Annotated in this window: 13 protein-coding genes and 2 pseudogenes; 8 read left to right on the forward strand and 7 right to left on the reverse strand. The window is 65.2% G+C overall.

Going from position 1 to position 12,782, the window contains the following annotated elements:
- The 4 genes and pseudogenes from acnA to AC2VON_RS03735 all read right to left on the reverse strand — a co-directional run.
- Window positions 1–298, reverse strand: a pseudogene (gene acnA / locus AC2VON_RS03720) (aconitate hydratase); the annotation flags it as partial.
- Between the two features lie 148 nt (window positions 299–446).
- Complete coding sequence (locus tag AC2VON_RS03725; protein ID WP_486951727.1) at window positions 447–803, reverse strand: DUF732 domain-containing protein; 357 nt, start codon at window positions 801–803, stop codon at window positions 447–449.
- 102 nt (window positions 804–905) lie between these two features.
- Window positions 906–1,709 carry a phytanoyl-CoA dioxygenase family protein gene (locus tag AC2VON_RS03730; protein ID WP_486951728.1) on the reverse strand — a complete coding sequence of 268 codons (804 nt, stop codon included), beginning with the start codon at window positions 1,707–1,709 and terminating at the stop codon, window positions 906–908.
- A 3-nt stretch (window positions 1,710–1,712) separates the two neighbouring features.
- Window positions 1,713–3,323 (reverse strand): hypothetical protein, encoded by a 1,611-nt coding sequence (locus AC2VON_RS03735; protein WP_486951729.1) that lies wholly within the window; start codon window positions 3,321–3,323, stop codon window positions 1,713–1,715.
- Window positions 3,324–3,610: 287 nt separating this feature from the next.
- Here AC2VON_RS03735 and AC2VON_RS03740 point away from each other — a divergent pair, with 287 nt between their 5' ends.
- Both AC2VON_RS03740 and AC2VON_RS03745 read left to right on the forward strand, forming a co-directional pair.
- On the forward strand, window positions 3,611–5,176 hold the full coding sequence (locus AC2VON_RS03740) for an AMP-binding protein (protein WP_486951730.1): 1,566 nt from the start codon (window positions 3,611–3,613) through the stop codon (window positions 5,174–5,176).
- A 169-nt stretch (window positions 5,177–5,345) separates the two neighbouring features.
- Window positions 5,346–5,888: a DUF1802 family protein gene (locus tag AC2VON_RS03745; RefSeq protein WP_486951737.1), complete on the forward strand. Its 543-nt coding sequence runs from the start codon at window positions 5,346–5,348 to the stop codon at window positions 5,886–5,888.
- Between the two features lie 80 nt (window positions 5,889–5,968).
- Here the strand turns inward: AC2VON_RS03745 and AC2VON_RS03750 are convergent, their stop codons facing one another.
- Window positions 5,969–6,733, reverse strand: coding sequence for a hemerythrin domain-containing protein (locus AC2VON_RS03750; RefSeq protein WP_486951731.1), 765 nt, complete (start codon window positions 6,731–6,733; stop codon window positions 5,969–5,971).
- Between the two features lie 190 nt (window positions 6,734–6,923).
- Between AC2VON_RS03750 and AC2VON_RS03755 the strand changes: the two genes are divergently transcribed.
- The 3 genes from AC2VON_RS03755 (at window position 6,924) to AC2VON_RS03765 (ending at window position 8,994) form a co-directional block, all read left to right on the forward strand.
- The gene (locus AC2VON_RS03755) at window positions 6,924–7,178 is read left to right on the forward strand and encodes a PadR family transcriptional regulator (RefSeq protein ID WP_486951738.1); all 255 of its coding nucleotides are present in this window, start codon (window positions 6,924–6,926) and stop codon (window positions 7,176–7,178) included.
- A gap of 68 nt (window positions 7,179–7,246) precedes the next feature.
- Window positions 7,247–8,461, forward strand: coding sequence for an APC family permease (locus AC2VON_RS03760; protein ID WP_486951739.1), 1,215 nt, complete (start codon window positions 7,247–7,249; stop codon window positions 8,459–8,461).
- A 29-nt stretch (window positions 8,462–8,490) separates the two neighbouring features.
- Entirely contained in the window at window positions 8,491–8,994 is a 504-nt protein-coding gene (locus tag AC2VON_RS03765; protein WP_486951732.1) for a DoxX family protein, read from the forward strand.
- Window positions 8,995–9,042: 48 nt separating this feature from the next.
- On the opposite strand, the pseudogene arsB reads toward AC2VON_RS03765, so the two are convergent.
- Both arsB and arsM read right to left on the reverse strand, forming a co-directional pair.
- A pseudogene (gene arsB, locus AC2VON_RS03770) lies at window positions 9,043–10,553 on the reverse strand (ACR3 family arsenite efflux transporter).
- A 111-nt stretch (window positions 10,554–10,664) separates the two neighbouring features.
- Entirely contained in the window at window positions 10,665–11,453 is a 789-nt protein-coding gene (gene arsM, locus AC2VON_RS03775; protein ID WP_486951733.1) for an arsenite methyltransferase, read from the reverse strand.
- Window positions 11,454–11,543: 90 nt separating this feature from the next.
- On the opposite strand from arsM, the gene AC2VON_RS03780 reads away from it, so the two are divergent.
- The 3 genes from AC2VON_RS03780 to AC2VON_RS03790 all read left to right on the forward strand — a co-directional run.
- Window positions 11,544–11,927, forward strand: coding sequence for an ArsR/SmtB family transcription factor (locus tag AC2VON_RS03780; RefSeq protein WP_486951734.1), 384 nt, complete (start codon window positions 11,544–11,546; stop codon window positions 11,925–11,927).
- 291 nt (window positions 11,928–12,218) lie between these two features.
- The gene (locus tag AC2VON_RS03785) at window positions 12,219–12,368 is read left to right on the forward strand and encodes a hypothetical protein (RefSeq protein WP_486951735.1); all 150 of its coding nucleotides are present in this window, start codon (window positions 12,219–12,221) and stop codon (window positions 12,366–12,368) included.
- Window positions 12,365–12,782 (forward strand): type II toxin-antitoxin system PemK/MazF family toxin (locus tag AC2VON_RS03790; RefSeq protein WP_486951736.1); only part of this gene is annotated, 418 nt, incomplete at its 3' end. The genes AC2VON_RS03785 and AC2VON_RS03790, both read left to right, overlap by 4 nt.

Genomic DNA, 12,782 nt, shown 5'->3' on the forward strand with positions numbered 1-12,782 from the left:
CCAGGTCGACCACGCACGGAACTCCGGTGAAGTCCTGCATCAGCACCCGCGCGGGGGTGTAGGCGATCTCCCGGCCGTGCTCGGCGGCCGGGTCCCAGGCCGCCAGCGCCTCGACTTGCTCGGCGGTCACCAGGTGTCCGTCCTCGTTGCGCAGCAGGTTTTCCAGCAGCACCTTCAGGCTGTAGGGCAGCCGCGCCGACCCGTCGATGCGGTCCAACCTCCGGATGTGGTAGCTGATGTCGTCGACGGCGAACTGGTCTCGGGTTCCGAAACTGTCAAGTTTGCTGTCGCTAGCCATCGTGGACCCTCTCACAGGTTGGATTCAGTTGGACAGTGCCGACCCCAACCCTAGTCGGACGAACGGGCTCACACTGAGGCACGTGCGCCCGCCCGGGCCGCGCCATCCAAGCCACGTGTCAGGTCCTGCCAGGCTTGCCTCGTCGCGGTCAGTGCTGAGCGGCAGCCCTTTCGAATACCGACCGCTCGTCCGGACAGTAGCTGTTGATCGCGGCCCCGAGGAACTGCCAGGCCTGTACCTGGGTCGTGCCCCTTGGCAGGTTGGGCGTGATGAATCGGACCGAGGCGGCAGCGTCGGCGTCTCGGCCGGCGCGCAGGCGTTCGCAGACGATCTTGCCCATCCACGCGTTGTAGTCCCGGGCACCGTAGATGCCATAGCTCTGCAATTCGTGTGCAAAATCGGCGTCGACATCGGGGCCGGCCTGCGCCGGGGCCGCCAGTGCTGCCGGGGCCACCAAGGTCGCAGCCAAGGCAGCAAACGCCACGGCGAGCGTCATCGGCTTCATGGGCCGCAGTCTACCGAGCTCTGGGATGAGGTTCGCGAGGTGGCTCAAGGGGCTACGTGGATGCGACAAGGTAGTCGTGACAATGCACCGTGCTCACCCGCGTTAACCCGCGGTGACGTCGGCGCGCATTCCGCCTCCCCCCGAAGCGATTGCCGACGCGTTGCGGCCGAGCGCGCTGAGCGGGTGACGGTGGTCGACCAGACCGTACATGTCGATGTGGGTGTCATAACCGAGCAGGCGAAGGAAGTCGTCGGAGAAGGTCGCGGCGAGTTCCTTGGGGATTGCGAGATACTGGTTTTCCTGCTGGCGCAGCCACGAGCAGTTGTAGTTCACGTTCAATCCGAGGCGCGGTTGTTGCGCGTGGTTGGCGCCGCCGCCGTGAAACAGGCCCCCGTTCCACACCAGGACCGACCCGGGCTCCATCTCCGCGACCACCGTCGGAGGGTCGTCGAGGACTTCGGTCGCTTCTTGACTGCCCGGCACCAGCCGGGTAGCGCCGTTGTCGGTCGTGAATTCGGTGATGGCCCACATGGTGTTGACGATCACCGGGGGATGCGGGCGAGCGATGGGAAACACCACGTCGTCCTGATGGAGGAACTGAGATGTCTCACCCGGATGGATCTCGATCGCGTTGACGATCGAGACTTGAGGCTGGCCGAGCGTGCCCCGGAGGAGCTCCAGGACCGCCGGGTGCGCGACAAGAGCGTCGACAGCACGGGTCTTGGCGAGCATGTTGTGAACACGCTTCGTCCGGTCGCCAAAAAATTCGCCCTTGGCCCAGGCTTGCTGTTCCATCAGCCAGCGAAGCGCGGTGCGCACCTCGTGGAGAACCGAATTCGGAAGGACATCGCGAAGGATGACGTAGCCGTCGGTCCGGAGTTGGTCGAGCGCTTGACTGTTCGGCATGACTCAGTAGGGGAAGAACACATCCGTGGGATTCAGGAACGAGTGGAAGTCGGTCATGATGGGGATGTTGCCGAAGGGCGTCACCAAGGTGTCGGAGAGGGTGTCCGTGCCGCCGGGCGTCGTCGGCGCGATGTCGGAGTAGTAGTTCTCGACGCCGTTGCCGAGCTTGATGACGTCGTACACCGACCCGACCGGCGGTGCGCTGGTGCCCGGCTCGGAGTTGGTGACGAGGATTTCGGCGTCGGAAAAGCCCGACGTCTTGGTGATGACGTTGCTGTTGGCTTCGAACACCCCGGCTGACAGCGTGTCGCTGGCGACGGTGTCGAAGGACTCGCTCACGTGAACGCTGTTGAAAGACGGCAGGAATCCGACCACCCCGGTCAGCCCGGACACCGTGATGACCGTTGTCGGCTCCGACGAATCGTGGGAGAACCCGAAGAAAGCGAACGGCTCGGTGGGATCGAAGCCGCTCGGATCGCCAGCGGAGGACCCTGCGGACGGGTCGACGGGGTAGGCCGGCAGATTCGACGCGGTATAGCGGAAGAACGAATCCGATGGGTCGAAGTACGTGTGGATGTCGGTCATGATGGGGATGTTCCCGAAGGGCGTCACCACGATGTCGGTGAGCGTGTCCGGACCGCCGGGCGTCGTCGGCGCGATGTCGGAGTAGACGTTCTCGAAGCCGAAGCCTGAGTGGTTGATCTCGTACACCGATCCGACCGGCGGAGCGCTGGTGCCCGGATCGGAGCTGGTGACCAGGATTTCGGAGAAGCCGGGGCCCGACCCATAGGTCAGGACATTGTTGTCAGCCTGAAACGATCCGGCCGCGAGCCCGTCAGTGGCGGCGGTGTCGAAGGATACCGTCTGGTGGATGCTCTGATAGAAAGGCGGGATCGCCGCTATTCCGTAGACCGTGTTCGGTTCGGCGGTATCGGGGGAGAAGCCGAAGAACTTCCCGAAGATCGGGTCGAAAAAGGCGGAGGCGGCGGTGGTGGCATCGGTGGCGTTGCCGGCCTCCGAGCCCGTGCCATGGTTCACCGGATCGGCGGGGTCGAAGAGGTAGAACGAGTTCGCTGGATTCAGGTACGCGTGTAAGTGAGTCGTGAGGGGGATGTTGCCGAAGGGTGTCACCAGGGTGTCGGAGAGGCTGTCCGCGCCGCCGGGCGTCGTCGGTGCGATGTCGGTGTAGACATTCTCGAAGCCGAGTCCGATGTTGATGACGTCATAGATCGATCCGACCGGCGGTGCGCTGGTGCCCGGGTCGGTGGTGGTGACGAGCATTTCGAGGCTGGCTGGGCCGAACGTGGTGGTGATGACTTCGTCGTTGGCCTGGAATGTCCCGGCCGCCAGCGTGTCGGTGGCGGCGCTGTCGAAGGATTGGGACTGGTGGATGCTCTGGAAAATGGGCGGTTCCCCCGATACCCAGGTGACCGTTGTCGGTGCCGACGCGTCGGGGGAGAAGCCGAAGAGTTCCCGTACGAGTGGGTCGAAAACGGCGGGATCGGACGCGTCGTTGGCGAACGCAGCCGCGATCAGGCCGACCGGGAGGAATGCGACGGCCAACAGGGTGCCGGCGGCGGCGCCGGGCGCCAACGCGATACGGGAAGGACTCACTGCCAGGCCCCCGATCTCAGGTGCGACGAGGCTTACTAGGAATAAGAAGCATACTCCGACGGCGCTTTTGGAGCGCCGGATACGGCAAAACTTACATCATATGATAGGACCGGAGTCTGTGCCAGAACCGATAGCAGGGTCCGATTTCGCGATGATGGCTAAACCCGCGCACCGTCCATGACCAACAACGGTTCACAGGTCGCCTTGCCGAGGTGCCACCCTTTCACCGGCATAGACGTCTGGACGCTCGTGGCGAACAGGGCAGCGAGCGAGCCGGACTCGGTTTTTTGATCGGGCAACCGTTCGACCGTGAAGCGGTGCGGTGGACGTTCTCGCAGTTCCACACGCAGGCCGAACAGATCGCGGCAGGGCTACGAGACCGCGGTGTTTCCGTGGGCCAGCGGGTGATCATTCACCTGGAGAACTGCCCGGAATTTCTTTTGACGTGGTTTGCCTGTGCCGCCATCCATGCCGTCGCGGTAACGACTAACGTCCGGTCCGCTGCCGATGAGTTCGCCTTTTTCGCTGCGGATTCGGAAGCCGTGGGTGCCGTAACTCAGCCACGGTATCGAGCGCTGGTCGAAGAAGCGCTCGGCACGGCGTTCGTCGCCGTCGTCGATTCCGATCCGCACATCGGCCCCGCCGATATGCCGGACGCGCCATCGGCGGGGCATCGTCGTGCGGGCCTGTGGTTCGATGATCTTCGAGGCGATCCGCAATCGCTGGTGTTGCCGCCTGCGGATCCAGCGGCTCCGCTGAGCATCCAATACACGTCGGGGACCACGTCGCGGCCGAAGGGTGTGCTGTGGACCCACGCCAATGGCTTGTGGGCGGGTCGTGTGAATGCGGCGCACGAGAATCTGCGTCGGGATGACTGCCACCTGGCTTACATGCCACTGTTCCACACCAACGCGATGGCCTACTCGGTGCTGGCGAGCCTGTGGGTCGGAGCACGGACGGTGCTGCTCCCGAAATGGTCGTCAAGCCGTTTCTGGGACATTTCGTTACACCACGGCTGCACCTGGCTGTCATTGATACCGCTGTCAGCGCGGGCGGTGATGGCCACCGACCCGCCGGCCGGGCACCGCTACCGCTGCTTCGGTGGACCCGACACCCCGCTGCGGCATCGAGATGACGGCATCGATGACATCCCGTGGTGGGGGATGACGGAGACCATCAGCCACGGTTTCCTCGGTGACGGCCAACCCAGCGGCTTCGAGGGCATCATCGGACGAGTCGCTCCCGAGTACGAGGTCAAGGTCGTTGATGGCGACGGTCGACCGATCGGTCCAGGCGCGGTCGGTGAGATCCTCATCCGGGGGGTGCGCGGGGTGTCGATGTTCGCCGGGTACTGGAACAATCCGTCCGCAGATGCAGAAGCGTTCGACGCCGACGGGTGGTTCAGCACGGGCGATCTGGTGCGCCGTAACGAGGATGGCACCTTCACGTTCGTCGATCGCCTCAAAGACATGTTGAAGATCGGTGGTGAGAACGTCGCCGCTTCGGAGATCGAGCGGGTGGTGCTGACTGTTCCCGGTGTCCACGAGGCAGCGGTGGTGGGCCGGCCCGACGAAAAGCTCGACGAGGTTCCGGTGGCGTTCGTTATCGCCGACGGGAGCGACGAGCGGATCGCGACACGGGTGCTGGCGCGCTGCACAGCAGACCTGGCCGACTTCAAGATCCCACGCGCCGTACATCTGGTGCGCGCGCTGCCCCGGTCCACGATCAACAACATCAACAAGAAGAAGCTCAAGGAGCTACTCGGCAGTGGCCGTCCGTTCACCCAAGCCGAGGCCGAGTGGCTGGCCGAACAGGCCGTGGATCCGTCCGGAGATGCGGCGCCGCCTTCATGAGCGGCGAGCCCCGCTAGCTCTCCCGCCCGCAGGCAGCCCGCCGCTGGGCGGTTTTCGACGCCCGCGTCGGCGGTCGGTGACCATCTGGTAGTAGCGCACTATCGTGGACACCGTGCGCAGGAACATCACCGAACTGCGCGGGTTCGAGCCGCCGGGCAGCGCCGCGACGGTGGCCGCCCTCAAGGAGTGGAGCGCGGTCGTGCACGCGCTGCTGGACGGCCGCCAGACCGTGCTGCTGCGCAAGGGCGGAATTCACGAGAAGCGCTTCGATGTCGCTGCCGACGAATTCGTGCTGTTCCCGACGGTCGCGCACAGCCACGCGCCGCGGGTCCGCCCCGTTCATCGCAACCTGCTACCTACCGCAGCCGCCGATTGCACCGACGACCGGGTGATCATCCGATCAGCAGCGAATATTATTGCGGCAGTTGAGGTTAACCGCCCGGAACGACTGGAGGACATCGAGGATCTGCACATTTGGACCGCCGCCTCGGTACGCGAAGACCGATTGGACTTCCGGCCCAAACATCGCCTGACCGTCCTGGTCGTGCAGGCCATCCCGCTAGTGGCGCCGGTGTCGCTGGACCGCGCCCCGGAGTACGCCGGCTGCACCAGCTGGGTCCAGGTACCGGTGCGGGCTGCACTGGGCTCGCCGATACACGACGACGCCACGCTGGGCCAGATCGCCGGCCGGGTCCGCGATACCGTCGGCTAAGAGGACCGGCCGACCACAACGGCGCTATCCGGCTGTACCGGCATGGTAGCAGTGTGGCGTAAAGTCGCCGGGGTGCTTGGCTATTGGCTCGGAGTGAAGGTGCTCAGGTCGTAGATGCCGAGACTTTTCTCGATATCGGCGACTTTGTCGACCACCCCTTGAAAGCCAGCCTGGCCGAGCCGCCGGTGTTCGTCGTCTTCGAAGATCTCGGCGAGGTCGCGAAACTCCTGGGCGGGCACCACGTCGCGCAGCGCCGGGAAAACGACGGTGTCTTCGCGTGCCTCATGCGGCTCATACATCCGGATGAACGCCGACATGTGTTGCACCAGGGCTTCTCGCGCAGGCCGATCGTGTTCAGCTGCTCCGGCGGTGGCGGCGAGAATCCCGTCGGTGAGCACGCGGCCGCGCTGGTGCTGAGTGCGCAATACGGTGGCGGTGTCGGTGAGTTTGCCTACCTGTTCCAGCTTCGGGAAGACGTAGTGTTCTTCCAGGTGTTCGTGGTAGTCCTCGATGAAGCTTCGAATAATCTCCGCGGCCGCGTTGAGCTCTTGGCCGGGAGCTTGATCGCCGGCCTGCAGGCGATGGATTCCTTCCTGATAGATCAGCAGTACGCGCTTGAGAACTCCGTGCTCGCGCATCAAGTCCTCGGGTGGGGTGACCGGCACTTCATCGTCCGATGGTGGCCCGGGCCCGCCTGAGCTTGGCGTGGGCTGCGGCCTTCCACATGCCGAGACGCCGATCACACTGGCTGCCGATATCGCGATCCCGAGAAGGTGACGCCGGTTCACGGCCAAGGGTGGGTGTTCGGTCACGGTCACGCCTTTCGTCGCTGTGCCCAGTGGCATATGGTATCGTGTCCCGATATCGATAGTCGATATGGGTGTTGTGGCCGGTAGGCATTCCGGCAACATGGTGGCGCCAGAGGAAGCAGAGGAAGCCGGCCGCCACAGGGCTATCCACGGGACGCGATGGAGGTGGGTCGTGAGCCAATTCCTGCGCGGTGCGGTGCGGCTGCATATCTTGCACCACGCGGAGATGACCCCGGTCCACGGTGCGTGGATGGCCGAGGAGCTGGCCCGGCACGGCTACAAGATCTCTCCGGGAACGCTGTATCCGATGCTGCACCGAATGCAGGAAGAGGGCCTGGTGATCTCGCGTCAACACGTGGTGGGCGGGCGGGCTCGCCGGGTCTATGAGGTCACCGACCTGGGGCGGGCGGCGCTAGTCGAAGAGCGGGCGGCCCTCGCCGAGCTGGCCTCTGAGATCCTCGGGCACCAGGAGGGGCAATAGCCAGCGGGCAGCCGGCGCTGGCGCGCCGACTCGGCCCCGCCGACGCAGTTGTGATCGGCCTGGGGTCGATGATCGGCGCCGGGATTTTCGCCGCGCTGGGCCCGGCCGCTGATGCCGCAGGATCGGGACTGCTGATCGGGTTGGCGGTGGCGGCGGTGGTGGCCTACTGCAACGCGACGTCGTCGGCGCGGCTGGCCGCCGTATATCCGTCCTCCGGTGGCACCTACGTGTATGGGCGGATGCAGCTGGGTGATTTTTGGGGGTACTTAGCGGGGTGGGGATTCGTGGTGGGCAAGACCGCCTCGTGCGCGGCAATGGCGCTGACGGTCGGGGCGTACGTGTGGCCGACGCACTCCCATGCGGTCGCCGTGGCGGCGGTGGTCACGTTGACCGCGGTGAACTGTGCGGGGGTGCAGAAGTCGGCGTGGCTGACGCGGGCGATCGTCGCCGTCGTGCTGGCGGTGCTGGCCGCCGTGGTCGTCGCCGCGTTGAGCTCCGGGTCAGCCACGGCGGCCTGGCTCGATGTGGCGGACGCCTCGGTGGGCGGCGTCCTGCGGGCGGCCGGGCTGTTGTTCTTCGCCTTCGCCGGGTACGCGCGCATCGCCACCCTCGGTGAGGAAGTCCGTGACCCCGCCCGCATCATCCCCCGCGCCATCCCGCTCGCCCTGACCATCACCCTGGCCGTTTACGCCATCGTCGCAGTGGCGGCGCTGGCCGTTCTGGGACCCCAACGGCTCGCCGCGGCGGTGGCCCCACTATCGGAGGCCACGCGGGCCGCGGGGGCGGGCTGGCTGGTGCCCGTGGTGCGGGTCGGCGCGGCGGTCGCCGCGCTAGGTTCGCTGCTGGCATTGCTTCTCGGCGTGTCGCGCACCACGCTGGCCATGGCGCGCGACCGCCACTTGCCGCACGTGTTGGCTGCGGTGCATCCCCGATTCCAGGTGCCGCACCGCGCTGAACTTCTGATCGGCCTGGTGGTAACGGTCTTGGCGGCAAGCGCCGACGTACGTAGCGCGATCGGATTTTCCTCCTTCGCGGTGTTGCTCTATTACGCGATCGCCAACGCATCCGCATTCACACTGCATTTCGACCAACATCGCCCGGCTCGCCCGATCCCCGTGGTCGGGTTCATTGGATGCGGGACGTTGGCGTTCGCGCTGCCGGTGTCCTCGGTGATCTCCGGCGCCGCGGTGATCGGCGCAGGCATCACCATCTACGCACTGCGCCACGCGTGCGGCGCAATCCGACGACGGCGTTTCGAATCCGCACGCCTGCAACGCAGTTAGAACACGGCATTTGATGGTGGGAGAATCCTATGGCCCAAGGCATTTCCTGGCTCACTCGATTGGCCGCGACCCGCGCACCGGCTGCGGTGTTGCTCATCCGGCTATATGTGGGCCTGGTGTTCGCTTGCGAAGGAGCCTTGAAATTTCTGCGGCCCGAAGCGCTGGGCACCTGCCGCTTCGAAAAGGCCGGCATTCCCACACCCGGCTTCTTCGCACCCTTCGACGGAGCCGCCGAAATCACCTGCGGTGTACTGATTCTCGCCGGATTCCTTACCCGGTTGGCCGTCATACCAATGATCATCGACATGTTCGGCGCACTACTGATCACCAAGATGCCTATACTCTGGGGCCAAGCCCCACTGTTTCACACCGAACGCGGCTGGTGGGACTTCATCCGCGAATCCCGTCTCGACCTGGCCCAACTATGCGGCAGTGTGTTTCTCATCATTGTCGGCGCTGGTGCCGCCTCTCTTGACGCCCGTGCATTCCCGGCCTCGGCCGCATCCGCTGACGCCTTCCATCCGCACCGCTGATCCGCAACAAACCCCAGTGGCCCAACATGTTCGGGTGACTGGTGCAGCTTATGTGGTGGTGTCGGTCGGCAGAAGCTCGGCGAACAGGCCTTGGACGCGGACAGCGATGTCATCGCGGATACCGCGGACGACCTCAAGGGGTTGGCCGGCGGGGTCGGGCAGATGCCAGTCGCGGTAGGTGATTCCCGGGAAGCAGGGGCAGGTGTCTCCGCAGCCCATGGTGATCACGACGTCGCTGGTTTGCACCGCGTCAGCGGTGAGCATCGTGGGAATATCGGCGGTGATGTCGATGCCCAGTTCGGCCATCGCAGCGACGGCGGTCGGGTTGATCTCATCGGCGGGTTCGGTACCGGCGGAACGGATGTCGATGCGGTCACCGGCTAGGTGGGCCAGCAGTGCGGCCGCCATCTGGGAGCGCCCGGCGTTATGAACGCAGACGAACAAGACGCTGGGTTTGCCGGCCATCAGCGGGCACTGGGTGGTTGCGACTCGGATCCGAAGCGGCGGGTGCGCAGCGCCAAGGACACATAGACCAGCCCGACCAGCACGGGTACCTCGATAAGTGGTCCGACGACCCCGGCCAGGGCCTGCCCGGAGGTCACGCCGTAGGTGGCGATCGCCACGGCGATCGCGAGTTCGAAGTTGTTGCCGGCGGCGGTGAACGCCAACGTGGTGGTGCGTGGGTAGCCCACTTTCAGAACGGCGCCGAGTAGGTAGCCGCTGGCCCACATGATGGCGAAGTAGGCCAGCAGCGGCACCGCAATGCGGGCGACATCGAAAGGCCGGGAGGTGATCTGATCACCTTGAAGGGCGAACAAGATGACGATGGTGAACAGCAGCCCATACAGTGCCCACGGGCCGATGCGGGGCAGGAACTGCGACTCATACCAGTGGCGGCCTTTGGCCCGTTCACCCAGGCGGCGAGACAGGTATCCGGCCAGCAGCGGGATGCCAAGGAAGATCAGCACGGATCTGGCGATCTGCCATGGGGAGACTTCGATGCCGGTTTGGGGCAGGTGAAGCCAGCCGGGCAGCACCGACAGGTAGAACCAGCCCAGCGCGGCGAACATGACGACCTGAAAGATCGAGTTCAACGCGACAAGCACGGCGGCGGCTTCGCGGTCCCCGCAGGCCAGGTCGTTCCAGATGATGACCATGGCGATGCAGCGGGCCAGCCCGACGATGATCAGGCCGGTGCGGTAGGCGGGCAGATCGGGCAACAACAACCAGGCCAGGGCGAACATCACCGCCGGCCCGACCAGCCAGTTCAACACCAGCGACGACACCAGGAGTTTGCGGTCGGCGGTGACCTCGCCGAGCTGGTCATAGCGGACTTTGGCCAGCACCGGATACATCATCACCAGCAACCCGGCCGCGATCGGCAGCGAAACTCCGTCGATCTCAACGGCACTCAGGCCCGCACCCAGGCCGGGCACCAGCCGCCCCAGCAGCAGGCCGGCGGCCATCGCCACCCCGATCCACACCGGCAAGAACCGGTCCAGGGTGGATAGCTTGGTGGCCACTGCGGGTGCGGCAGTCGATACTGCGGTGTCACTCATGAGGTTTCTCTCCCGGTACGCGAGCGGCTGGCCGCTTCACTGGCGACTGTCGACACGACGTGGTTTCCCGCTGGTGGCACGGTGGTGGCGCGAGGGTGTTCGCTGGCTGCCTCATTCAGAGGATGTGGTGGGTTTGGTGGCGCGGATGATCGCGCCGTGCATTCCTTCGGCGACTTCGTGGGTGAATGTGACCGTGGCATCGGTGAATCCGGCCGCCGCCAGCCCTTCCAGGTACTCCTGGCGGGACAACGCTCCGGCGATGCAGCCGACGTAGGAGCCGCGTTCGGCACGCTCGACCGCGCTGAGGTGGTCTTCGGCGACGACGTCGGAGATCCCGATCCGCCCACCGGGGACCAGCACCCGGAACATCTCGGCGAGCACGGCCGGCTTGTCGGCCGACAGGTTGATCACGCAGTTGGAGATCACCACGTCGACCGCGGCGTCGGGCAGCGGAATGTCCTCGATCGTGCCCTTGCGGAACTCGACGTTGGTGACCGCGGCTTTGGCTTTGTTCTCCTCGGCCAGCGCCAGCATTTCGTCTGTCATGTCCACGCCGTAAGCGAACCCCTGCGGGCCGACACGGCGCGCCGATAACAGCACGTCGATGCCGCCGCCGGAACCCAGGTCGAGCACGCGTTCACCCGGGTGCAGGTCGGCGACCGCAGTCGGGTTACCACAGCCCAGGCTTGCCGCCAGCGCTTCGGCGGGAATCTCGGCGTGCTCACCGGCACCGTAGAGACCGGCGCCGAAGATGGTGCCAATAACGGCCGAATCGCTGGACCCGCAGCAGCTCGCCGCGGTCAGTACATCGCCATTGGTGTCACCGCTACGCACCGCTTCGGCGGCAGCGCCGTAGCTTGCCCTAACCTGATCGCGCAGCTCATTGTGTTCAGCGGTCATTCAACCCACTCCTTCCATCGATAGATATCTATGTGTGCAGTCTGCATGACTCATCGACAGCTGTCAATGCATATGTGCCATACTACGGTCATGCCCGCCGCGACCGCGTCTTCAACCCAACGCGATGACTCCCTTGCGGTGGTCGACTTTGCGGCGTGCTGCAGCCCCATCACTGACGGCGTGCTGGATGCGGCCGCCGCCGAGCGGCTGGCCGGCGTGCTCAAGGCGTTGGCCGAGCCGACCCGGCTGCGGCTGGTGTCGCTGATCGCGGGCCATGAGGGCGCCGAGGCGTGCGTGTGCCACCTGACCGCGCCGGTCGGGCTGTCCCAGCCCACGGTGTCGCACCACCTGAAGATCCTGGTCGAGGCCGGCCTGCTGGAACGAACACAGCGCGGCAAATGGGCCTACTACCGGTTGGTGCCGGCCACCCTGGATGCCCTGGCCGGGGTGTTCGCCCGTGCTGGTCGTCGCTGACACACAGTGTCGGCTGAATGAGGGCGGTTAGCTGGCGTGCTGCAGGCTGGTCACGATGGCGGCGTGCGGCGCTGAGCTGCTGATCGTAGCTCGGCTGTTCGATGGGACGGGTTTGGTCGCGGTGGTGGGGACGGCCTACCGCTTACGTCCGAAAAGGGGATCGCTGATCGGACGTGGAGTCTACATCGCGTCTACAAAAGGGTCATGGCTGCTGCGAACACCACAACCATCCGGGTTCGCCGACCGGACGCTGAACGCCTCCAATCACTCGCTCGGGACCACCAGACCACTGTGATCGAGGTGCTGCACTCCGCCATTGATGCCTTGGTACGCCAAGATTTCCTGCGGGGACTGAACCAGGATTACCAACAGTTGCGCGATGATCCGCAAGCGTGGCAGCAGTACCTGGCCGAGCGCCAGGAATGGGATGCCCTGGCTTGATCTGGCGCGGGGAGGTCTACAACGTCGACCTCGGCCAGCCGATCGGGCACGAGCCGGGTTTCGTCCGGCCCGCCGTTGTGGTCTCGGTCGACATCCTCGACAACGGAGCCAGCGGGCTCGTGGTTGTTGTACCCGTCACCTTCGCGGCCTACGGGCTGCGAAGCCACGTCGAGGTCGAGCCCGGAAGCAGCGGGTTGGACCACACGTCGTATGCACGCTGCGACCAGCTCCGGGTCATCTCCGGCATGCTGGCCGACATCACCTCGGCGACGTACTGGAGATCCTCGACGTCGAATACGCGGTTCGTGGGCGTGCTCGTCGCTTACCCGGCCGAACGGCAACCGGTGATCGAGACTTCACCACCAGACGCCACTCGCATGAGTTGCCTACCGATAAGGGACATTATGTCAAGTA

Source organism: Mycobacterium sp. TH-M82 (assembly GCF_057473605.1).